Annotated in this window: 19 protein-coding genes; 2 read left to right on the plus strand and 17 right to left on the minus strand. The window is 44.2% G+C overall.

All coding sequences use genetic code 11. The features are described 5' to 3' along the window. Positions 1-123 precede the first annotated feature (123 nt). The 11 genes from HF638_RS07070 to HF638_RS07120 form a co-directional block, all read right to left on the minus strand. Entirely contained in the window at positions 124-1,842 is a 1,719-nt protein-coding gene (locus tag HF638_RS07070) for an ABC transporter ATP-binding protein (protein ID WP_169479554.1), read from the minus strand. Between the two features lie 2 nt (positions 1,843-1,844). After that, the gene (locus HF638_RS07075) at positions 1,845-2,162 is read right to left on the minus strand and encodes a hypothetical protein (RefSeq protein WP_248278056.1); all 318 of its coding nucleotides are present in this window, start codon (positions 2,160-2,162) and stop codon (positions 1,845-1,847) included. 175 nt (positions 2,163-2,337) lie between these two features. Next, on the minus strand, positions 2,338-3,279 hold the full coding sequence (locus tag HF638_RS07080; RefSeq protein WP_169479556.1) for an alpha/beta hydrolase: 942 nt from the start codon (positions 3,277-3,279) through the stop codon (positions 2,338-2,340). A gap of 57 nt (positions 3,280-3,336) precedes the next feature. After that, positions 3,337-5,460, minus strand: coding sequence for a serine hydrolase domain-containing protein (locus HF638_RS07085; RefSeq protein WP_169479557.1), 2,124 nt, complete (start codon positions 5,458-5,460; stop codon positions 3,337-3,339). 221 nt (positions 5,461-5,681) lie between these two features. Continuing rightward, positions 5,682-7,772 carry a serine hydrolase domain-containing protein gene (locus tag HF638_RS07090; RefSeq protein WP_169479558.1) on the minus strand — a complete coding sequence of 697 codons (2,091 nt, stop codon included), beginning with the start codon at positions 7,770-7,772 and terminating at the stop codon, positions 5,682-5,684. 39 nt (positions 7,773-7,811) lie between these two features. Beyond that, on the minus strand, positions 7,812-9,266 hold the full coding sequence (locus tag HF638_RS07095; RefSeq protein ID WP_169479559.1) for an alpha/beta hydrolase family protein: 1,455 nt from the start codon (positions 9,264-9,266) through the stop codon (positions 7,812-7,814). Positions 9,267-9,478: 212 nt separating this feature from the next. After that, entirely contained in the window at positions 9,479-10,465 is a 987-nt protein-coding gene (locus HF638_RS07100) for an alpha/beta hydrolase (protein WP_169479560.1), read from the minus strand. 213 nt (positions 10,466-10,678) lie between these two features. After that, positions 10,679-12,049, minus strand: coding sequence for a sensor histidine kinase (locus tag HF638_RS07105; RefSeq protein WP_169479561.1), 1,371 nt, complete (start codon positions 12,047-12,049; stop codon positions 10,679-10,681). Further along, complete coding sequence (locus HF638_RS07110) at positions 12,046-12,720, minus strand: response regulator transcription factor (RefSeq protein WP_169479562.1); 675 nt, start codon at positions 12,718-12,720, stop codon at positions 12,046-12,048. The genes HF638_RS07105 and HF638_RS07110 overlap by 4 nt, the downstream gene beginning before the upstream one ends. 71 nt (positions 12,721-12,791) lie before the next feature. Beyond that, positions 12,792-13,325 carry a GNAT family N-acetyltransferase gene (locus tag HF638_RS07115; RefSeq protein WP_169479563.1) on the minus strand — a complete coding sequence of 178 codons (534 nt, stop codon included), beginning with the start codon at positions 13,323-13,325 and terminating at the stop codon, positions 12,792-12,794. A 44-nt stretch (positions 13,326-13,369) separates the two neighbouring features. After that, positions 13,370-13,975, minus strand: coding sequence for a TetR/AcrR family transcriptional regulator C-terminal domain-containing protein (locus tag HF638_RS07120; RefSeq protein ID WP_169479564.1), 606 nt, complete (start codon positions 13,973-13,975; stop codon positions 13,370-13,372). A 281-nt stretch (positions 13,976-14,256) separates the two neighbouring features. Between HF638_RS07120 and HF638_RS07125 the strand changes: the two genes are divergently transcribed. Then, the gene (locus HF638_RS07125; protein ID WP_169479683.1) at positions 14,257-15,696 is read left to right on the plus strand and encodes a DHA2 family efflux MFS transporter permease subunit; all 1,440 of its coding nucleotides are present in this window, start codon (positions 14,257-14,259) and stop codon (positions 15,694-15,696) included. A gap of 101 nt (positions 15,697-15,797) precedes the next feature. Here the strand turns inward: HF638_RS07125 and HF638_RS07130 are convergent, their stop codons facing one another. The 3 genes from HF638_RS07130 to HF638_RS07140 all read right to left on the minus strand — a co-directional run bounded on the left by HF638_RS07130 (position 15,798) and on the right by HF638_RS07140 (position 18,669). Continuing rightward, positions 15,798-17,030 (minus strand): cytochrome P450, encoded by a 1,233-nt coding sequence (locus HF638_RS07130; protein ID WP_169479565.1) that lies wholly within the window; start codon positions 17,028-17,030, stop codon positions 15,798-15,800. Between the two features lie 212 nt (positions 17,031-17,242). Further along, positions 17,243-17,530 (minus strand): hypothetical protein, encoded by a 288-nt coding sequence (locus HF638_RS07135; protein WP_169479566.1) that lies wholly within the window; start codon positions 17,528-17,530, stop codon positions 17,243-17,245. Beyond that, positions 17,527-18,669, minus strand: coding sequence for an NAD(P)/FAD-dependent oxidoreductase (locus tag HF638_RS07140; protein ID WP_169479567.1), 1,143 nt, complete (start codon positions 18,667-18,669; stop codon positions 17,527-17,529). Before HF638_RS07140 ends, HF638_RS07135 begins: the two co-directional genes overlap by 4 nt. 294 nt (positions 18,670-18,963) lie before the next feature. Here HF638_RS07140 and HF638_RS07145 point away from each other — a divergent pair, with 294 nt between their 5' ends. Then, positions 18,964-19,779 carry an AraC family transcriptional regulator gene (locus tag HF638_RS07145; RefSeq protein ID WP_169479568.1) on the plus strand — a complete coding sequence of 272 codons (816 nt, stop codon included), beginning with the start codon at positions 18,964-18,966 and terminating at the stop codon, positions 19,777-19,779. On the opposite strand, the gene HF638_RS07150 is transcribed toward HF638_RS07145, so the two are convergent. The 3 genes from HF638_RS07150 to HF638_RS07160 form a co-directional block, all read right to left on the minus strand. After that, positions 19,776-20,417, minus strand: coding sequence for an HAD family hydrolase (locus HF638_RS07150; RefSeq protein ID WP_127548321.1), 642 nt, complete (start codon positions 20,415-20,417; stop codon positions 19,776-19,778). The genes HF638_RS07145 and HF638_RS07150 overlap by 4 nt on opposite strands. Before the next feature lie 39 nt (positions 20,418-20,456). Beyond that, complete coding sequence (locus HF638_RS07155; RefSeq protein WP_169479569.1) at positions 20,457-21,050, minus strand: DUF1349 domain-containing protein; 594 nt, start codon at positions 21,048-21,050, stop codon at positions 20,457-20,459. 80 nt (positions 21,051-21,130) lie between these two features. Next, the gene (locus HF638_RS07160; RefSeq protein ID WP_169479570.1) at positions 21,131-22,375 is read right to left on the minus strand and encodes an MFS transporter; all 1,245 of its coding nucleotides are present in this window, start codon (positions 22,373-22,375) and stop codon (positions 21,131-21,133) included. Positions 22,376-22,453: the final 78 nt, after the last annotated feature.

Consider the following 22,453-nt stretch of genomic DNA (forward strand, 5'->3'; position numbering starts at 1 on the left):
ACGCTATCCCCGGATTTCCCCCTTTCTAGAAGGAATCAAAAAATCTGGGGATAACAGCGATCGGAAGGTTGTTCTGTCATCGAAGTGACGAGTGTAATTATTTTTTTGTTCAATTTACATGGATTAAGAGTGACTATATTGCACCTGATGAAGACGGCTGTATATTCCTCCAGCAGCGACCAATTCCTCATGGTTGCCCTGCTCAGCGATGCCATCTGTGTTTACTACGATGATTCGATCCGCATTCTTGATGGTCGTTAGTCTGTGCGCAATCACGAGTGTCGTTCTGCCCACCGACAATTCAGCGAGTGATTGCTGGATAAGTGCTTCCGTTTCCGTATCCAGCGCAGAGGTTGCCTCATCCAGAATAAGAATGGGTGGATTTTTAAGGAACATACGAGCAATCGATAACCGTTGCTTTTGTCCTCCGGACAGCTTGACTCCACGCTCCCCAATGACCGTATCCATACCGTCTGGCAACGTAAGAATTAATTCCTCCAACGAGGCACGACGGGCGGCATCCCAGATTTGTTCGTCCGTTGCACGCAGGTCACCATAAGCAATATTCTCCTTAATCGTACCCGAGAACAAAAATACATCCTGTTGAACGATTCCGATATGCTTGCGCAACGATTGAAGCTGAACGTCCCGAATGTCCACACCATCTACGGTAATGCGTCCCTCTTCTACCTCATAGAATCTTGGCAGCAAGCTGCAGATGGTCGTCTTTCCTGCACCCGAAGGTCCAACAAAAGCTACCGTTTCGCCTGGTCTAACGGACAGACTGATATCATTCAGAATACGCCGACTAGATTCATATCCGAACGAGACGTTTTCGAAGCGAATATCCCCTTTCACACTTTCGAATTCAACGGCGTTTTTGCTATCAGCAATTTCAGGCTCCGTATCAATGATCTCCAGATACCGCTTGAAACCAGCGATACCCTTCGGATAACTTTCGATAACAGCATTAATTTTCTCGATTGGACGGAAGAAGATATTGGACAGAAGCAGGAAGGCCATGAATTCACCCATATTGATTCTGCCATCGATATAAAACCACGCCCCGCTAATCATGACAAATACCGTAACCAGTCGCATCATCATATAACTGACCGAGATACTTTTCGCCATTGTTTTGTAGGCAAGCAGTTTGGTTTTACGGAAATTCTCATTGTCCACGGCAAAAAGCTCTTTCTCATGTTGTTCGTTGGCGAACGATTGTACAACACGAATGCCACCAACGTTGTCTTCAATGCGCGCATTGAAATTGCCGACGTCTCCGAAGAGTCTCCGATACGTCTTCGTCATCCGGCCACCAAATACGATAATGACCCAAGCCATGATTGGGATAATGATAAAGGTCAGCAGCGCAAGCTCCAGATTAATGTTAGCCATCAGCCAGAACGATCCGATTAATGTCATCACTGCGATGAATACATCTTCAGGTCCATGGTGAGCAACCTCTCCGATATCGTTCAGATCATTCGTAAGGTGACCAATTAAGTGACCCGTTTTGCGATTATCGAAGAACCGGAAGGACAGCTTTTGCAAGTGAGCGAACATCTTCTCACGCATGTTGGTTTCAATGTTAATGCCCAGCATATGTCCCCAATATGTAACTACATAGTTCAATACGGTATTAAGTGCATAGATGGATAACAGCACGACGCAGGCAAGCATAATGAGAGGCCAATCCTGACCCGGCAACAATTCATTAATGAATTTGCTGACGGCAAGGGGGAAAGCGAGCTCCAGCAAACCTGCGATAACAGCACATCCAAAATCAATTAAAAACAGTTTTTTATAGGGACGATAATACGAAAAAAAACGACGAATCATACTTATTCACTCTCCAGATCCTTATTGGGGCTTACATCTTCATTTTGCAACTCGAAAAGGTGAATATACTCGTCGATGACCTGATCAATGGCTTTCAGCTCCCCACTAATCATCGGGCGAATATGTTCGTACTCCTCCTGTCCAAGTTGTCTGGCGAGCGTTGTTCTTCGATTCTGCATCTGCTCCAGAAATACAAGAATCCGGCCGCGACGGAATGTTTGCGCACCATGTCCCCGTTTTCCCTGATGTTCACCATGTCCTCTGCCACGTCTGGCACGTTCACCACGTTGCTCATTGTCACTCGTATCACGATCTCTCATTTTGCCACCTCCATTACGTGTATACATTTGTATACAACGCATTCATGTATACGATTGTATACGCGATGACTAGGGGTGTCAACCTTAATTTTCCAATAAAGAAACTGTGCTTGTATGTTCATCATCTCTTCAACCAAAAAAAGCCGCGATTTCGCGACTTCTTTGGTTGGCGACACTATTTTATCTCACTCATAAACTTCCTATATTCTTGAACCATTTCTTTGGAACGGGTGTGATGCAAATAATGATCTCCCTCGAATGTCATCACTTTTCCATGCACAGAATCTTTGACTTGCTCTTCATGCAAGGGAATCCATCCTTCCGTTTCCGTATCATTCGCTTGTAAAAAGAAAATCACAGGAAGATCTTTGGGGAAGGACAAGTTCTCAGCTGCTTTGAAATTAGGACCGAAATTTTCGCCTTCATTCAGGTTGTTAGGATTAAACGTATTTTTAAGTGAAAGTATTCTAATTTGTTCTCTGGTTTCATCATCAACGTCGGGTGCAATCAGTTGATCTGGGGCCAGTTTCATTAACAATCGGTAGAATCCTGATTTTTTAAGCAGTTTGTAGGTTTCAGTTGGAAATGGATCATCATTCCCTCCCTGTGTTGGAACGCTGCTATCAATTCCCACAAAGGCACTTACTTCGTTTGGATATTTGTTTACATAGTCCAGTCCGTAAATCCCTGAAATGGAGTGACCCATGAGCGTGTAACGATGAATATTAAGCTGCTGTAACGCTTCATGAATTTCACTAACCATATTTTCCGTGGTACGCTCTTTTTCAGTTACGTCACTTAATCCATAACCGAAAGGCTCAATGACGACGACTTTGTAAAATGGAGATAGCTCATCAATGAGCGGTTTAAAATCAAGGGCCGGAGCTGGTGTTCCATATCCGGGAAGTAATACGACCGTTTCTTCGCCTTTTCCTTGAATTAATACATTCATGTTTTTCCCGTCAACCGCTACGGACTGACCATAAGGCTTTATTTTCCCTTGCTCCGATTTGTTGCTAATTACATTAACGATAAAAACAGTGGCAATAAATAATGCAAAAGCGATAACGATGGCACCGAATATTTTGAGCAGAATGATTAATATTTTTTTCATCATGATGGTTCTCTCCTGTTGAGTCCGTTTATTGTACAGCCGTTTGGAACTCCATTCATTTTACTTCTTTAATGAAATTTCAAATTGGGAGCCAGCCTCACCTGCAAATACAATACGACCGTTTTCTGGTAAAACAACTTCATTCTTACCGCTGACCACGGTGTGATTAATACAAATTCCGGTCTGATCATATACGGCAAAGGCTCCCTTTGCAGGCATCTTCACTGTCATGACTTTTCCTTTCGCAGTAGCTGGTACCGAAAACCATTTTGCATATCCATCTGCTTGAATCGTTGTTGCGGATTGTTTACCCGAATAGATAGGTCTCACCAGTTCCTCACTGGCGTATACATACCCCAAGGCTGTAAGATACTCTCCTCCGTCCTTTTTAGAGAACTGAATGTCCATCGTATCACGTCCGGCAGTACCCGGAATTTGCAATAGATTAACTGCTTCGTTTGCTCCAATAATCTTATTATTGGACATATACCCTGGATTCTCTTGATTCAACTGAATAGGAAGGATCGATGAAGCATTAAGATAGACCATGGATGTGTATTTCTCATTCACAAGGTAATATTTTTTACCATCGCGCTTTTCCCATGCGGTGTTAATCTCCTTGGATAATTCATTAGCTTCAAGCTTCTCCGCATTATATTCTGAAAAAGCCAGCTGTCCGAGCCCTGGAACGGAAATATAAGATCGAGACCACAGGTAGGTACTCCCATTTTTCTCCACAACGAATCTCAACTTTTCTGAACCATCGTCGTTAACAAAAGTACCATCTGCTGTATAGGTGTATTCTTGAGACGGATTACTTGGAGCCGTAAGTGAAGATACAGTCATTTGTCCTGTCGTATTTATTTTGATCTTCGTAACTGAATTATTGCCACCATATATTCCTGCAAACTTGGAGATTTCCGTAGGCGTTTCTGCCTTCACGGGTACGCCAAATGATTTTTCCGGCTTCCGTTCTGTAATAACGCCCTTTTCCTCAAGTGCGCTGAGTAATAATTCATTCGCAATGAATTGATTAGTTAAGCTCGACCCACCCGAAGAGATAACGGCTGCAGCCATGTTGTGTTCCGGGAGTACCGTTAATGAAGACTGATAAGATAACGTATCTCCACCTTTCATAACAGCCTTTATGCCGTATTCATTGAATGGGAACAAGTTCACACTATCCCACCCTAACCCGTAAGACATAAGCGTATCGCTATCCTCTGGCCACATGCCTCTTTTATACTCTTCTTGCTCCATAGCTTGTACAGACTTACTGGAAAGAATGCCATTGACCTCTCCCGTGAAGATTCGTGAGAATTTGACCAGATCTTCAGCGGTGGAATACAGACCTCCAGTACCGATGATATTATAATTCTCTTTTGGAAGTTGTCCCTCATAAAAAGGGGAATAGACTCCCGCCATCTCTGCCGGGTTAACCACGTCCTGTGGTGTTTTGGTATGCTTCATATCCAGAGGCTCCGTAAAATACTTGTGTATAAATGCGGTATAACCTATGCCACTAACTCTTTCGACCAAAATCTCGGCTAATGTAAAGCCATCGTTGCTGTAGACGGAGTATGCGCCCGGATCTGCCTTCAGGGTTTGACTCGCCAGTTGCTCCAGTAATGTATCATGTGAATACGTGTCATTATCTCCGTACAAGGTAGCATTGTTGAATGAACTGCCCAGAAGACCGGAGGAATGATTCAGCAACATACGGGGTGTAATCTGTTTGTATCGGTTATCTTTCATTGTAAAGTCAGGCATATAGTTCACAACAGGCACATCCAAATCGATCTTGCCTTCGTCAACCAGCTTCATTACAGCGGCTGTAAGCATCATTTTACTGGTGGAACCAATGCCATAGATCGTGTTCGAAGTAAGAGCTGGCTTATCGTTTATATCGTTCTTGCCCGTTTGACCGGACACCACAATCTCTCCACCATCGATTAGCGCATATTGCAGACTGGTGGTACCGTACGTCTCGGTCAGTAATTTGGCTTTTTCAATCACGGTTTTCTTGGTTGTCTCATACGTAAGGTTACTGTTGTTATTCGTGGTAGCCGGTGTGGCCATTGCAGATAGTGGGGCTAACATGGTTAATACTAGAGTTAAAGCTGCAATTGAAGTTCGTTTTTTGACTGTTCTCTTGACCACGTTCATTTTCTCTTGTTGTATCATTCGCATCTTCTCCTGTCAGTATCTCTTTATTAGAGTTTCTTGCTTTGGTGTTATAATAAGCTTAACGAATATAAATGTACTGCTCGTGACGTCTATATGAACCGAATATGAACAGGCAAAATAATTTGAGTACATCATGATTCACGATCCTTGATCCTTCCTTTTTTTCGCCATAAAAATATCCCCTTTAAGTTGACACTTAAAGAGGATACAGACTTCGTCTATTTCAATGAAATTTCAAATGTGGAATCAACGTCACCTGCAAATACAATGCGGCCGTTTTCTGGTAAGACAACCTCATTCTTACCGCTGACCACGGTGTGATTAATACAAACACCCTTTTGATCATATACGGCAAAGGCTCCATGTACAGGCATTTTCACCGTCATGATTTTTCCTTTCACCGTTGCGGGTATCGAAAACCATTTAGCATAACCGTCTGCTTGAATCGTAGTTACAGATTGTTTGCCCGAATAGAGTGCTTGTACAAGTTCCTCACTGGCATATACGCTTCCTACCGCTGTGATGTACTCAACTCCGTTCTTTTCAGCAAAATAAATCTCTTTTGAATCACGCCCAGCCATGCCAGGGATTTGCAGCTCAGTGACTGCTTTGTTGGCTCCAATAATCTTACTATTGGACATATACCCTGGAATCTCTTCGTTCATATGAAAAGAGAGAATTGGTGATGAATGGAGATATACCGTTGATGTATATTTCTGATTGACCACGTAATATTTCTTACCTTCACGCTGCTCCCATGAGGCGGTAATATCTTCGGATAATTCATTCGTTTCCAGCTTCTCCGCCGTATATTCGGAGAAAGCCAACTGTCCAAGCCCTGGCAAGGATATATAAGATCGAGACCACAGATACGTACTTCCATTCTGCTCCGTAACAAATCTCAACTTTTCTGTGCCTGCATCGTTAACAAAAGTACCATCCGCTGTGTAGGTGTATTCTTGGGCCGGATTACTCGAAGCTGTAAGTGAGGATACAGTCAGTTGTCCAGCATGATTCATTTCGATCTTCTTCACCGAATTATTGGCACCATATATGCCGGCATACGTGGATAGTTCTTTAGGCATATCCGCCTTCACTGGCACGCCAAATGATTTTTCCGGCTTCCGTTCTGTAATAATACCCTTTTCCTCAAGTGCGCTGAGTAATAATTCACTCGCAATGAACTGATCTTTGGCACTTGTCCCACCCGATGAGGTAACAGCTGCAGCCAGATTGTATTCCGGCAGTACGATTAATGATGAGTGATACGATATCGTATCTCCACCTTTGGTAACGGCCTTGATACCGTATTCACTGAATGGGTACAGATTTACACTATCCCACCCTAAACCGTAAGATATAGACGTATCGCTATCCTCCGGCCACATGCCTCTTTTGTACTCTTCTTGCGCCATGGCTTCTACCGACTCACTGGAAAGAATACCTTCGACCTCTCCCGTGAAGATTTGTGAAAATTTCAAAAGATCTTCAGCAGTAGAATAAATGCCCCCAGTAGCGATGATATTATAATTCTCTTGTGGAAGCTGGCCTTCAACCAAAGGAGAATAGATTCCCGCCATGTCTGCCGAGTCGACCACATCCTGTGGTGTTTTGGTATGCTTCATGTCCAGAGGTTCCGTAATATAATGGTGTATAAAAGCCGTAAAGCTCAGGCCGCTGACACGTTCAACCATAATCTCGGCCAACGTAAAACCATCGTTACTATACACCGAGTATGCACCAGGACTAGCCTTCAGGTTTTGATTCGCCAATTGCTCCAGAAACGTATCATGTGAATACGTATCATTGTCCCCGTACAATGTGGCATTGCTGCCCGTACTGCCCAGGAGACCGGAAGAATGATTCAACAGCATGCGTGGTGTGATTTGTGTGTAGCGATGATCTTTCATCTTAAAATCAGGTAAATAGTTCACAACAGGCAGATCCAACTCAATCTTCCCCTGGTCAACAAGCTTCATCACAGCGGCTGTAAGAAACATTTTGCTGGTTGACCCTATGCCATAGATTGTATTGGAAGTAAGCGGCACCTTATCCTTTAAATCGTTCTTACCTGTCTGACCAGACACCACAATCTCGCCACCATCCATAAGGGCATATTGCAGGCTTGTGATTCCATGCTTCTCGGTAAGTAACTTGGCTTTCTCCGCTACTATTTTCTTGGTTGGTTCATACGTCAGTTCGCTGTTTTTACTCGTAGCTGGTGCGGCTATGACTGACATTGGAGCTAACATCGTTAACACCAGAGTTAAGGCGGTGATTGAAGTTCGTTTTCCCTTTTGTCGTCCCATTCACATCATCTCCTGAGTTTACATGTTTGTTTTGGTTGATTAGAGCTCTTCTGGGTCTACAAATTTCACCTCCGGATACAAGTCGTTTGGTCCCTGAATCAGATCTCCACCCGTTCCTTTCAGTTGCTTGTTAAAGAAATCGAGTACATATTCGTTTACGATTTTTGATCCTCTTTTACCATTGATGTCTCCTGTGATCCCGGACAGTTTAACCAGCTCCGAATAGAATTGAAGGTCCGTGAAATTGAAGTGCTGGGTTCCTTCTATATAAATCACACTTCCACCCTGATTGATCACATTTTTCATAATGTGCAGCTCATCTGAAAGAGATTTAGTTACTTCGTCATCCGAATTTCTGTCCATTTCAAAGTTGGCGAACCAGTCTTCAAAACTTCCCGATCGGATGAACATAAACGGCTTGTTTATATCATCTCTATTTTCCACTTCATATAGTGAGCCATCCATATTAACCCCGGCCTTGATTCTCTGATCTAAATACGTTGCATTAAACGCGGTTGCACCCCCAAAAGAATGCCCCATCGCGCCGATGTGATCTAGATCGATTTTCCCTTTAAACTGACTTTCGATTGCACCTGAATTCAGCTTTTCGATTTGATCGATTACAAATTTCACGTCTTCGGTCCATATATTCCCTGTTTTTGTACGTTCATCTAGTGTAGTCGTACTTTTTTTATAATCCGTTACACGGCCATCTGGGAAAAGGGTAGCAAAGGTGTTATACGTGTGATCGATTGTGACCACGATATACCCATGACTGGCCAGATTCTCGGCCTGTGATGCATGTAGAACTCTACTGGTTCCCATACCATGAGATAGCAGTACCACGGGATAAGGACTTGCAGAAGGTAATATTTCAACATTTTCATAAGAGTTGGTTTGACTATACTTCAAGTAGTCGAGCAAAAATTCGGGCAGTTTTAAAGAATTAGAGAAGCTCTGAATATACTTTTTGAACATTTCTTTATTATTTGGAAACAGCGTGTCACGCTTGTTGTTATTGCTGTTTTCAGTTGGGTACCAAACTTGAACCATTAGTTCTCTCTTATCGCTTTGATCTTCAGTGAAGATTTCGTCTCTGTTCTGGTCCGTTAAATGAAATGTTTGAGTACCCACCTTCTCTGGACCATCAAGCTTCGGCAGATTAAAAACAGGTAAGTATACAGACAAGACGGTAGAACCAACAAGCAGAATAACGATTAAGGAAGATAAACTATATTTCAAGAACTTCCCTATTTTAAGATTTATCATCTTGTCGGAATGTCTGAATAAAACGATGATGATGAATAGAGCCGTCATGATATATACCACAAGCAACTGCCATCTATATCCCTCAACCAACAATTGAACTACGAGTATAACGCTACTCCCTATACCCAAACCCAAGCCTGTTTTCTTTGTACTTCTTTTAATAAATAGTAGGTCTACGAGTAAAGCGAAACAGGATAGAACTAAAAGTATTTCAAATAATCTCATTGGAATGCCTCTCTCTCATCACGGCAACGGCCGGATTAATCATGTTGCTGTAGAGCTTCATGAACTTCACTTACGATGTTCTCTGCGGATCTTTCTTTTTGCCCCTTGATCTATTCTTTGCTTCATTGCTGCTAATGAAATTTTATCCAATGAAAATGTACTGCCCGTGACGTCAATATGAACTGAATATGAACAAGCCAATTCATTAATATTTACTGTTGTGTCATAAATCCCCTGAATTTTTCAGCAATATCTTTGGCATGGGAACGATACAAATAATGATTTGCTTCCAACAACACTATTTCTCCATGTTCGGAGTTCTCTATTAGTTTCTCGTGTTCGGGAACCCAATTGTCCGCTGCCGGATGATTCTTTTGAACAAAGAACAGAACAGGAAGATTAACAGGGAACGTTAGTTGTTCAGCTGCTTTGAAGTTGGAATACATACTCTCTGCCTCATTTAATTGCGTGGTATTATACATATTTTTTCGAATCAGAATGTTCAATTGTTCTTTCGTTTGCTCATCATAAGGCAGTCCATCATAAGGGTCCGCACTCAGTTTCAATTGTATTCGGGCGAAACCTAAGTTACGGAACCATTTAATCGGTTGTGTATCTGACGAATCAATCTTCTGTTCACTTATCGCTGGCACACTGCTATCCAGCCCGACAAATGCACTTACTTCATTGGCATATTTGTTCACATACTCCAGACTATAGATTCCCGAAATGGAATGACCCATGAGGATATAACGATCAATATGTAGACGCTGTAACGCTTCATGAATTTCACTGACGATATTCGCTGTACTGCGTTCCTTTTCGGTCTGATCGCTCAATCCGTAACCAAAGGGCTCAACGACGACGACTTTATAATATGGAGATAACTCAGAAATAAGGGGCTTAAAATCAAGCGCTGGCGCCGCTGTTCCAAAACCAGGCAGAAGCACAATCGTTTCCTCACCTTCGCCTTGAATGAACACATTCATATTATTCCCGTCTACAGACACATGTTGACCATACGGCTCCATTCTTTTTTGCTCCGAATGAGTACTGATTTGGTTAACGGTATATACGATAGCTACAAAAAGTAGAATTGCTATAATGATTGCGCATAGTACTTTAAACAAAATGTTTAACACTTTCTTTGTTTTGCCTTTACTCTGTATTTTTTTGTCTGCCTGTTGACTCACATTCATCTGCCCCTATCCTCATTTTTTTTGACATATCAAACCGCTAATGCAAGCCTAATCAACAAAGATGTACTCCCAATGACCACAATATGAACGGAATATGAACAAGCAAAAAAATGCCATGAGTAACATACAAGGAAGCTTGCATGTTACTCATGGCATGAGAATTTGGTTTAGATGCTTCGAAGGATATTCTATTCATTCACCTGTCCTGTGAGCCTAACTATCCGTTGGTGGATGGATGGGCAACGTGATTATAAAGGTCGTGCCTTGACCAGGTTCGCTTTCCACTCGGATGTCACCCTGATGAAGTGATACGATCTGTTTAACGATTGCTAGTCCCATACCACTCCCGTCGTATTTACGACTGTGGGAACGATCTGCCTTGAAAAAGCGCTCGAATATACGCTTCTGGTCTTCCAGGGGAATACCAATGCCCGTGTCGGATATTCGAACAGTCACATTTTTGAAATCCTCTTCCATGCTGACTTTAATCATACCGCCATCCTTGGAGAACTTGATGCTATTTCCGAGAATGTTCGTCCATACCTGATTTAACTGATCGTGGTCAGCCGTTACCTTAACGTTCTCCAAATCAAGCTCGAAATGAATGTTACGCCCGGACCATTGCGGCTGAAGTGCCACGATGACCCGCCTGATCTGTTCATCAAGGCTTAAGGTGTTGAGCCGTAGTTGCTGGGACTGCGATTCAAGTAAACTCAGTTTGAGCAGGCTATCGCTCATTTTGGACATTCGTTTCGCTTCAGAGATGATAATATCCAGGTAACGGTTTCGTTCTTGTTCCGAGAGGTTGACTTGCTTCAGTGCTGAAGCGTAACCGGATATCGAGGTGAGCGGAGACTGAACCTCGTGCGAAACATTCGTAACGAATTCCCTGCGCATCTGCTCCAACTGCTTCAGATCATGCATCATTTCTTCAAAGCTGCGGGCCAACGTGCCAATCTCAGTCGTTTGCTTAATATTCAGTTTGACATTGAAATCTCCAGCTGCAATCCGCTTGGTTGCTTTGGTCAATTTCTTGATCGGTCTCACCAGATATACAGAGGCAACGAGAATTAACAAACTTCCTGCAATCAACGAACAGCTTGCAAAGATTAAGCCCCACTTGATCACAAAAGAGGTTGAAGGTGGCGCGAGTGTTTCCAAAAATATCCCTTTCGTTCCCGTCTCCGTTTTCAACGGTAACCCTAAGAACCCTGTAGCAATCCCACTCGTTGTTTCTTGAACAACGCCCCCATCTAACACTTTCTTCAGTTGCTCGCTCGTCACAGCAGCAGACTTATGTCCGTTAAGTTTTCCGTAAGTCTTGAACTCACCCGAAGGTTCGTAAATTCGAATATGATAGGAGCTGAGCTGTTTCATTCCACTGACGTACAAGTCCGCTTCACTCACGGGGAGGGCCTTATAGATCTGCACAACGTCTTGTCCGAAGTTTCTTAGGTTAATTTGAGCGTTTTCGTTTAATTTTTCTTCAAATATCCAGGTAGACACAAAAAATGAAATGATCGTACCAGCGATAACAGACCCCAAAAAGGTCAGGACCACACGAATATATATGGATCGGATCATTCATAGACCTCAAGTCTGTACCCCAGCCCACGCACCGTTTCAATCCGAAAATCAGGTGTAGTTGCGAATCGTTCGCGCAGGCGTTTAATATGTACGTCTATTGTTCGATCATCTCCCGCGTAATCAATACCCCATATCTGATCGATCAATTGCTCACGTGTATAGACTTGGCCTGGTGTTCCAGCAAGTTTATACAGAAGTTCAAACTCCTTAAGTGGTAACGTAAGCGACTCCGCGCCTCTCATTACCTTATACGTCTGACGGTCCAGAATAACATTACCAAACTGAATTGTATGTGTGGAGCCAATTTTGTATCGTTTGAGTAATGCTCGGACACGAGCGGTCAACTCTAATGGATCGAACGGTTTGGTCAAATAATCATCCGTACCCAGTTCGAACCCTTTCACCTTTTCCCAAGTCTCTCCTCTCGCCGTCAACATGAGTAATGGGAGGTCGGGATTGGCTCTTCGGAGTTCCTTGCACAGTGCCCAGCCGTCCATGACAGGCATCATAATATCAAGCACAACCAGATCAACTGTCGTTTCACCATACAAAGTGAGAGCTTCCTTACCATCCGCAGCTTCCACTGTGGTGAACCCATCATTTTTGAGAAATAAACAGACAAGTTCGCGAATATTCGCATCGTCGTCAGCAACGAGTATAGTAGCCATAGATTTTTTCTGTCCTCTCCGTTACGTTTAAATATAGTTCAACTTATAAAGTAAATAGTAAAATATCCTACTTATAATAAGTCCACAGCAAACATCGTATGTTCTTTCAACGTTCCCTGGATTGGTACAGGCTGTGACCCATTCTCCTTGAATCCTGCTTTTTGAAGGACACGAATGGAACCTGTATTATCGGGTACAGCGCCAGCTTCAATTCGAGTAATTTCAGTTTCGTGTTTGGCAAATTCCAGCACACATTGCAAGGCTTCGCTCATATATCCTTTTCCTTGATGCAGAATATCGGTCACATAACCAACGATCCATTTTGGGGTAGAATCCAATATGATCTCGAACACTGAAATCTCACCGACGAGTTCATCCGTTGTATTCAGAAAAATACCGAAGGAAAATCGTTTCCCGTCTTCTCTTTTCTTGTCCCAGCTCTCAATGAGTGACCTTTGTCCTTCCAAACTATAAAAAGACTCGTCCCGATTACTCGCTGATATATTCTCAATTTCCGCACGATTGCGAACCTGTAGATCCAGAAGTAATGACGCATCTTCCACATTCCAAAATCTCACATAGATACGTTCTGCACTATATTTCATTCATTATTCCTCCTCTATTAACGTTAGGTGCAATTGTAGCATGATTATATCAGGTCATTATATGAGTACGAGCGAATCAACGAGAATTGTTTCGCCAGAAAATGCGGGGAATAAGGCATGTCGTTGCGCAGCCAGGCGACGATGGTACCAATCAGGGCGGAAGAACCGTACCAGATTGCAATCTCCTTGTGAATGCCGGATTCTTCAAGTTCATCCTCCATCTCCACCCGATCAATTTTAGCTTTGACCAGCGTACTCAGCAATTTGAGCAGTCGTTCGGTAAAAATCGGTGTGCGCTTCGTGGCAAGTACCACCTGATAGAACGAGGCGTTCTCTGCAAAATGCTCCAGTAACTTGACCAGAACAGGCCAAGCCTCTTCCGTCCTTTGCTTCTCAAAATGAGGGGCATATTCGTCCACGATTCGTTCAATATGCTCGATCATCTCGTCAGCCATCTTCTCCATCATATCCGTAATATCGCGATAGTGCAGGTAGAAGGTTACCCGATTGATCGTCGCTCGTTCGGCAATTTTGTTTACTGACAATTTTTCAATATCCATTTCCTGCAGCAATTCAACAAATGCACCTCGAATTAACTGGCGCGTTCGCAATATTCTTGGGTCCACGGCTGATTTCTTCTCTTCTTTCACGTGTATCCCTCCTTCAAATTTTAAACATTACAATTTTAAACAAACAGTCGTTTATTCTTCATTTAAACAACGAATTCGATTTTTTTGTAAAATAAACAACGAAAACACATCATAACGTAAATTGTAATCTGTCCGAATATGTATATAATTCAATAAATACAATGTAAACTATACAACACGTTGTAAATTTAGTCACGCGTGGATTGAAAGGATGAAAAGGATTGAGTCAGGCTAGAGTACAAGATGAATTAACCGTAAAGAAAGGCCCCATCCTGTTTATCATGATTTTGGGAGCCTTCCTTGCAACGTTGAATCAAACGATCATGAGTGTTGCTACACCGGAGCTGATGGGTGATTTTAATATCTCCGCCGCAACAGCACAGTGGTTAACGACAGGTTACATGCTGGTGAACGGGGTGCTGATCCCCATCACGGCATACTTCATGCAACGCTTTTCAACCAAGCAATTATTCCAAGCTTCCATGTTTATTTTCCTGATTGGTACCATCGTATCCGCTCTTGCAAGCAATTTCGGTACATTGCTGACAGGACGCATGATTCAAGCAGCGGGCGCCGGCATTATCATGCCGCTCTTGATGAACGTTATTTTGACCTTGTTTGCTCCTGAAAAACGAGGATCTGCAATGGGTATGGTTGGTTTTGCCATCATTTTCGCTCCTGCAATTGGGCCTACCCTTGCCGGTTATATTCTGGAGAACTACTCTTGGCAAACGATGTTCTACGGCATGATTCCATTAACTCTTATTGTCATTGCCTTTGCGTTTGTATACCTGAAGAATGTATCCGAACGGGTCAGCACGAAGTTCGACACGATGAGTGTTGTACTATCCACCATCGGCTTCGGCGCATTGCTGTATGGCTTCAGCAGAGCAGGAAGTCTGGGATGGTCAAGTGCAGAAGTCCTTATCTGTATTGCTGCTGGTATTGTTTCTCTTGCGCTGTTCACATGGCGTCAGCTCGCTTCAGATACTCCCCTGCTTGATCTGCGGGCTTTCAAGTACAACATGTTCTCCTTGACCACGGTCATCAGTATCGCGATTACGATGATCATGTATGCTGACATGATGTTGCTTCCCTTGTACCTCCAGAACGCACGTGGTTACACTGCACTGGAGTCCGGATTATTACTTCTTCCAGGTGCCCTTGTCATGGGCTTCCTAATGCCTGTAGCGGGAAAATTGTTTGACCGATTTGGAGCCAAATGGCTGGCTGTTATTGGGATGGTGATCACCATCGTGACGACAATTGGTTTCATTGACTTAACGGATTCAACCAGTTATGGTTACCTGGTATTAATGTCAACTGGCCGCCGAATTGGTATGGCTTTGCTCATGATGCCGATTCAAACTGCGGGGCTTAACCAACTGCCACCAAGACTCGGTGCACATGGTACAGCCATCTCCAACACCGTGAGACAAGTTGCTGGTGCTGTAGGTACTTCATTGCTCGTGAGTGTCATGACCTCCCGTACAACAACACACGTACAAGATATGATAGCGACTGGTGCAGCCAATGGTCTCAGTCAACAACAGCTTGCCACAGAATCCATGATCCAGGGTATCAATGATGCTTATGTCGTGATCATCGGGATCGCGGTTGTGGGATTGGTTCTTTCCTTCTTTATCAAACGTACCAAACAAGCGAAAGAGGAAGAAATCAAACAGGTTGTTAGACAAAAAGTTTCCATGAATTCGAATTAAGGTATTCAGCCTCATAATTGCTTCCATAACAAAGCGGCAGATCAAGACGTTTACGTCTGATCTGCCGCTTTTTAGGTTGTATCCCGTATGAACCTTTCCCTCTACCCAACGATCTTCACTGGCAGATGGGTCAACGACTGTCCCGGAGCTGAAGTGGCCAGATTATTCTCCAGATCAAAGGATTGCACCGGTTCGATCCGAGCGATCTTCTCCACAAATGCAGTCAAGACAATGCTGAGTTCCATTCTTGCCAGCGGGGCACCCAGACAAAAGTGTGGGCCATTGCCAAAGGTAAGATGTTTTTTGTTATTCCGACGATGAATGTTTAGCTCAAACGGGTCTTCAAACATCTGCTCGTCCATATTGGCTGCACTCATCCAGGAGATGACAACATCTCCTTTTTTCAAATCTACTCCGAGCAGTTGATTATCCTGCTTCACTGTCCGATGCCGCTTGGCATTATGAAACCGATAACGAAGCATTTCCTCGACTGCGAGTGGAACTAACTCGGGATTCTGTCTTAGTTGATCATACAGACTCGGGTCATCATACAGGAAGGAATAGAACGTATTTGAAACCATATGGCTAGTAGTCTCAATACCGGCTCCGAGCAGAAGCATGGTCGTGCGAACAACCTCATCCTCCGTGAACTTCTCACCCTCCACATCAACATTCAACAGATCCGTAATGATATCCTCACCAGGATGGGACCGTTTATGAACCACAATAGGGTACAGGAATTGATAATACTCTTGCGCTGCAGTCTGCTTTTTCAGTTCACTCTCTTCAGCAGTCTTCGGATTGGTGGGTTGAAACAGAATATCTACCCAGTTCTTGAAGCGGTGACTGTCTGTGAGAGGGATGCCGAGCAGGTCAGCCATAACCATCGAAGGCAGCGGAGCAGCCAACGCTTGAACAATATCAATGGTCGTATTCGGCTCAATATCGGCTACCAGCTGCTGCGCAATGTTGCGAATGCGTGGCTCCCAGTTTTTCAGACTACGGGGTGTAAAAGCAGCGGACAACAACGAACGACTTTTTTGATGACGGGGAGGATCGATACTTGAGATATTTAATTTGTCCGGAGGTGTGCCTTCGTTGTTCTTCGCTCCAACCGCAATGGTTGTTCGAGTTCCTTCAGCCGAAAAATAGGTATGATTACTCAGGACCTGCTTCACATCATCGTATCTGAACACATTCCAGGTGTCTGTATCTTCGTGATAATACACAGGATGTTCGGACAGCATTTTTCGAAACCAGTGAAGTGGAAAAAACTCTTCGGATCTGGACTGGAACCCTGTGATGTCCTCAACGCGTATCACTTCTTTGTACATTCGGAAGCCACCTCTCAGATTAGTTTCGTGATTGGTTACATAGGTACCTGAATTGACAGTTCAGCACCTGATTCCATTTTATACCACTCGTTCATTTATTGATATAAATCATTTGAAATAAAACAGAAAAACCCCTTAATATAAGGAGTTTTCGCTTTATACGAATCGTATATTATAATCGGTGTTTCAGAGATTTACGCGACACAAACCAATCAATCGCCTAGTTTCGCCAATGCTTCCTGAAGCTGCTCCAGCTGTGCAGACAGGGTTTCAATCCAATTCTGTGTTTGGTTTGCCTTCTCCATTAAGACTTGCTCGTCCGAACCATCTTTCGATGCTTTACCAATTGGTGATGACTTCAATTCCGACAATTCGCGTTCGTATGTTTCTTGTTTCTCCAAGACTATTCGCAGTTCTTCTTTCGTCGTACCGATCTGATGCTCCAAATATATGAGGTCGGACGAGTTCGCTCCATCGGATAAACGTTGTGAATATGTCATGAGTCACCTCTTTCAATTTCATCCATTGCTTTGCCAACAGTGTAGGGCTCAATATCAATATCCAGTTCCATGCCGAGAGCTAGTTTCGCCAGTTGACTCCCGATAAAAGGACCCATGGTCAAGCCAGAGGCGCCAAGTCCGTTCGCTGTAATCAGACCCTGCCAGCCCGGCACAGCCCCCATTACAGGCAGAAAGCCAGGTGTGAACGGACGAAACCCAACTCGTACTTCCTGGAATGTGCTATTTGCAAGACCTGGTGCCAGTTCCAAGCCTTTATTCAAAACCTCCTGCATGCCCCCTGCGGTTACTCTTGTATCATAACCCTCTACATCATTTTCATGAGTGGCTCCAATCACAATCTTCTGTTGATCAAAGGCCAGGAGGTATTGGTCAGACGGTGGCATAATCACGGGCCAGTTGCCCGTATCCTCCCCATCCTTAACATGTAGATGCATAATTTGTGCCTTTTGATAGTGCACTTTAAAGTGTATGCCGAGTGGCTTCAGCAGTGCATTGGCCCATGCACCTGCACAGACAATGACTTCATCTGCCAGGAAACTCTGACCATTAACCGTCACACCAATGACCCGATCTGCTTCGTATTGAAGCGTGGCGTCTCCATGGATCACTTCTGCTCCATTTCGCTGTGCAGACCGGATTAAGGCATCGCGCAGCGCCCGTCCATCTATACGTGCAGCACCGCTGATATGTACGGATTGATAATGTTCCTCCAGCAGTGGAAAACGTTCATGGGTTTCTTTTGCATCAAGAGGTGTAATCTCACCAATCTCCGGTGCATCTGCTTTGCGAAGGTGGGCCCTCTCTTCCATCTTGTTGATTTTGTCCACATCCGTATGAATACTGAGCGCACCCACTTGAGCATATCCCGTTTCCGTTTCTCCTTCACTCTCAAGCTCCGCTATGATGCCCGGGTAGAACCGCGCACCAGCCTTGGCGAGCTGATACCAGTCCTGATTACGTCGCTGTGACAGCCATGGACAGATGATACCGGCAGCTGCATCCGTTGCCTGTCCTATATCTTTTCGGTCTATGATGATGACCTCTGCGCCCAGTTTGGCTAATTGATAGGCTGTTGATGCCCCCAGAATACCCGATCCGACTACGATGACTTTCTTCATGTTTGCATCCCTTTCCTTAATCACTCATTCGTTATAGCGTATACTGTTTCGCATTCTGTTGGCAAGGCAGGCGTACTTTTAGATCTATAAATAGAGACTGATCAAGCTACGATGCATGCTAATGCATCCAATAAAGAACGGTTGGACTATATTTTTGAAAACGTTTTATTATCGATCGTCAATCAATTAAAATAATTCCATTTATGTAATATAATTCTTTCTAGGTTTCTTTTAACGCTGTAACCACGCCACTAACGCACATGATCCTTTAACGAAAAGAGGAATAACACGACGATGCCGAAACCTAGCATGGGGAATCCACTGGATACCGATATGCCGCTCATGATTACAGGGCAAAACCAGTTGACCGTTGATGAATTGATGAATTGGAGCGACCATTCACGGGATTACAGCATTGTACAGTGCATCGGAGGAACAGGGCGAATCGCAGCAAAGAATCATGAATTTTCGATCAAAAAAGGAACCGCTCTCATTTTATTCCCGGAGGTAACATACCGTTACCACAATCTGAGTGATTCATTACGATTTGATTGTCTGTCTTTCAATGGCTATTTATTGCCAAGGTTCTTGCATACCTTGCAGATCGGGGAGCTGCGCGCCTTCAAGCCGGATGGAATGCTTCATATCCTGTTGCATGAAATTACGTTGGCGCTGCAGTCCCGGCACAAGGATCAGATCTGGCACGTATCCGCGTTACTGTACATGCTTTTGGTCAGATTAACCATTGAAGGTGAACGCTATAGTGCTTACGAACGTTCTGATGCCCGATTAAGATTGGATGAACTCATTACTTTTATCAAACAAAATTATCATCAGGATATCTCTCTCCCCATGTTGGCTGAGCAGATGGACGTAACCGAACAGCACCTGAATCGGATATTCAAAAAAGAATTTCAAATGACTCCATTGGAGTATCTGACACGATATCGGTTGTTAAAAGCCAAGGAAATGCTCATAGAAAATGACGCCACTACCGCTCATGAAATAGCCAAAGCCGTTGGTTTCAACAGTGCCAGTTACTTTGGATCGGTGTTCAAAAAATACGAAGGGATCTCCCCTATCGAGCTACGCAAGCAGTATCTGGATTAAAGAGCCTCCATATCGATCTCGGCCAGCGAGGATAACCGCAGTTCATGCATGGCGAACTCCAGACCACGCGTTACCTCGTTAGGCACGATGATACAACGAATACCTGCTGCATTGGCTGCCTTCAAGCCATTAGGTGAATCTTCGAACACAATCGCTTCGGAAGCCTCGATCCCAAGACTCTGGAGAGCAAGAAGGTACAGTTCTGGATCCGGTTTCACTCGCTTCACATCCTCGGATGTATGAACAACTGTGAAATAATCGAAAATGCCTAATTTCTGCAAGTAACCATGCACCCAGTCCCGTGTGGAGCTGGAAGCAACCGCAAGCTGAATCCCCTTCTCCCTCGCAGACTGAAGCAATTCATACACCCCTGGAAGAATAGCGGCTTGTCCCAAATAGACTTCGTATTTCTGTTCAGAGAGCAATTTGATATGATCATGATCTATCTTTTTTTGGAGCGCCTGCTCCAGATATAGAAATGGATGAAACTCCTCAAAGGATGTGCCCACATTTTTCGACCAAAGCTCCAGACCAAGTTCCACTCCGTGCTCTTCATAAATATCGCGAAACGCATAGTACCAGGGTGTCTCTGTATCCACAATGAGTCCATCAAAATCAAATATGAATGCTTTTACCATGAACTGTTCTCCCTCCAATGATCGGCCGGGGGGAGCGGATTAGAAGCGTGCGGTCAAGTCCGGTTGAGTAACGTTCACGGATAAAAAGTGACATTTACAGCCCGTTCCAGTCGGCGACTGAACAACTAATCCAGCTCGAAGTTCCCCTTGTGTCGGCATGCCGAAATAACGAATTAGTTTCCACTCATCCCCATCGGGTGAATAAAAGAATGATATGCAGCCCTCTACTTTGCGTATACGCAGATAGGGATTAGGTACGGAGACTTCCACCGAATTGCAATCATCGGATGAACCATCACGTGTGACCACTGACACGATGGTAGGTGCTTTTCCATCATACTCAAAACAAATTTTGCACCAGTTACGATCATCTGCCATCACCATCAGACATCCGGAATCATATTGATTTTTCATATCCACGGTTAACTGGGTTGTGATTTCGAAGTCCTCAGGTACAGGCATGGACAGGAATGGTGCGGTTGCACGAATGTGCTTGCCCGCAGGGTCCTGGAAAAAGTCGGTGTCCGCCTTCGCTTCCACCAGCACACCACCCTGATCCGTATAGGACCAGGTTTCGGGCTCGTTCATCCAGCTCCACTGATTCCGTGCTTCTGTTGTCATTACGTTAGTCATTTCTTAGCCTCCCAAGTTGATTTATTTTCTAGTTTTTTTCTGTACTACATATTCGCTCTATATACAGAAAACCCCTTCTTCTACATATTTTTGTAAGGTTCTAGCACTTGGGAGTGCTTTTGCGGATCAGGCAGGAAGAACATGATGACCATAAGTACGACGTATAGACCAAGAATGACGCTGAACAACAGCGTTGGATTGTGATGGTAGAGCAAACCCGTCAAATATCCGGATGGAATGGCTGTAAGCGTCATGACCGTCTGCACGGCCGAGAACATATCGGCTTTCTCATGCGTACCCAATCGGTTCATCAGCAGGGAATCCCGGTACGTCTGCAAAATGAAATTACCCGCAGCGAGCACGATTAGCGTGAGAAACAACATCCCTATATTCCCCACAGGAATCAATAGAAACAGGATGGCCCCGGCCGTACTAAGCACGATGGAAAAACCAACATACTTTTCTTCCGAACGCCGTTTCAATCGCGGAATGATGACCAGATAGAGCAACATGACGGTCACCGCGGTCACGACCGGAATAAACGAAATGACACGGTCATCAAACTTCAACTGTTCCTTGAAGAAAATAACCTGGAAGAAATTCAGCTGCAAGATCAGATTGGACAACACGGTGATCAAAATGATCGGGAACAGTCTCCGTTTGTAGAACGATTTACCGAACAGACGAAGACTGGAACCCAAGCTCTGAAGCACGCGGGTTTTACTATGCAATCCCATAAGTTCCTTGCCGACCTCGGTCTCATCCGTGTATCGGTTACGAATGAAGAACATGGCGGTCATGAGGATGCCCCCGACAAAGTAAATAGTGGCGAGTGTAGGCACAATACCATAATCAGCAATGACCACCCCGGCAATCGGCGTGAGTACCCCAGCCCCTGTAATAATCATGTTGAGAATGGCAAATACCTTCGATCGTTTGTGTTCCTCCACATCCTCTATGATCAGACAGTTAAAGGCGACCGTTACAAACTTGGATGTTGCGTTCAGTAAGTAGGCGATCAGGAACAGCCAGAAGTTCTGGGAGAAGGCCCAGATGAACATGGGAACACTCCAGGCAAGCAGATCAAAGATCAGCGTTGTTCGTTTGCGCCCCAGCTTATTCGTAATGGAACCCGCAAACAATTGAAAGATAAAGGCAAAATAAAGATTCACCGAATTGATTAAACCGATTTCAATATCCGAAAGTCCGGCTTCCTTCATATATAAAGGAGCATAGAAGAGAACGATCGTGCCCGGAATGGCCCATACCGGTTCGAGAAAAATGGAGTAGCGTGGATTCTTCGGCAAATCTTGAAGCAATTTCAATCGATATCCCTTCCTTCTGCGGTTTTCACCGCTGCGAATTCCAACTTCTCGCAGCGGCAAACCCGCTAATGTCTACAT

The sequence above is a fragment of the Paenibacillus sp. SZ31 genome, assembly GCF_012912005.1.
In the GTDB taxonomy this organism is placed as follows: domain Bacteria; phylum Bacillota; class Bacilli; order Paenibacillales; family Paenibacillaceae; genus Paenibacillus.

Bases quoted from the DNA above. Each gene is read 5' to 3' on its own strand.
- HF638_RS07070 (WP_169479554.1), bottom strand. From the start codon at position 1,842: ATGATTCGTCGTTTTTTTTCGTATTATCGTCCCTATAAAAAACTGTTT.
- HF638_RS07075 (WP_248278056.1), bottom strand. From the start codon at position 2,162: ATGAGAGATCGTGATACGAGTGACAATGAGCAACGTGGTGAACGTGCC.
- HF638_RS07080 (WP_169479556.1), bottom strand. From the start codon at position 3,279: ATGATGAAAAAAATATTAATCATTCTGCTCAAAATATTCGGTGCCATC.
- HF638_RS07085 (WP_169479557.1), bottom strand. From the start codon at position 5,460: ATGATACAACAAGAGAAAATGAACGTGGTCAAGAGAACAGTCAAAAAA.
- HF638_RS07090 (WP_169479558.1), bottom strand. From the start codon at position 7,772: ATGGGACGACAAAAGGGAAAACGAACTTCAATCACCGCCTTAACTCTG.
- HF638_RS07095 (WP_169479559.1), bottom strand. From the start codon at position 9,266: ATGAGATTATTTGAAATACTTTTAGTTCTATCCTGTTTCGCTTTACTC.
- HF638_RS07100 (WP_169479560.1), bottom strand. From the start codon at position 10,465: ATGAATGTGAGTCAACAGGCAGACAAAAAAATACAGAGTAAAGGCAAA.
- HF638_RS07105 (WP_169479561.1), bottom strand. From the start codon at position 12,049: ATGATCCGATCCATATATATTCGTGTGGTCCTGACCTTTTTGGGGTCT.
- HF638_RS07110 (WP_169479562.1), bottom strand. From the start codon at position 12,720: ATGGCTACTATACTCGTTGCTGACGACGATGCGAATATTCGCGAACTT.
- HF638_RS07115 (WP_169479563.1), bottom strand. From the start codon at position 13,325: ATGAAATATAGTGCAGAACGTATCTATGTGAGATTTTGGAATGTGGAA.
- HF638_RS07125 (WP_169479683.1), top strand. From the start codon at position 14,257: ATGATTTTGGGAGCCTTCCTTGCAACGTTGAATCAAACGATCATGAGT.
- HF638_RS07130 (WP_169479565.1), bottom strand. From the start codon at position 17,030: ATGTACAAAGAAGTGATACGCGTTGAGGACATCACAGGGTTCCAGTCC.
- HF638_RS07135 (WP_169479566.1), bottom strand. From the start codon at position 17,530: ATGACATATTCACAACGTTTATCCGATGGAGCGAACTCGTCCGACCTC.
- HF638_RS07140 (WP_169479567.1), bottom strand. From the start codon at position 18,669: ATGAAGAAAGTCATCGTAGTCGGATCGGGTATTCTGGGGGCATCAACA.
- HF638_RS07145 (WP_169479568.1), top strand. From the start codon at position 18,964: ATGCCGAAACCTAGCATGGGGAATCCACTGGATACCGATATGCCGCTC.
- HF638_RS07150 (WP_127548321.1), bottom strand. From the start codon at position 20,417: ATGGTAAAAGCATTCATATTTGATTTTGATGGACTCATTGTGGATACA.
- HF638_RS07155 (WP_169479569.1), bottom strand. From the start codon at position 21,050: ATGACTAACGTAATGACAACAGAAGCACGGAATCAGTGGAGCTGGATG.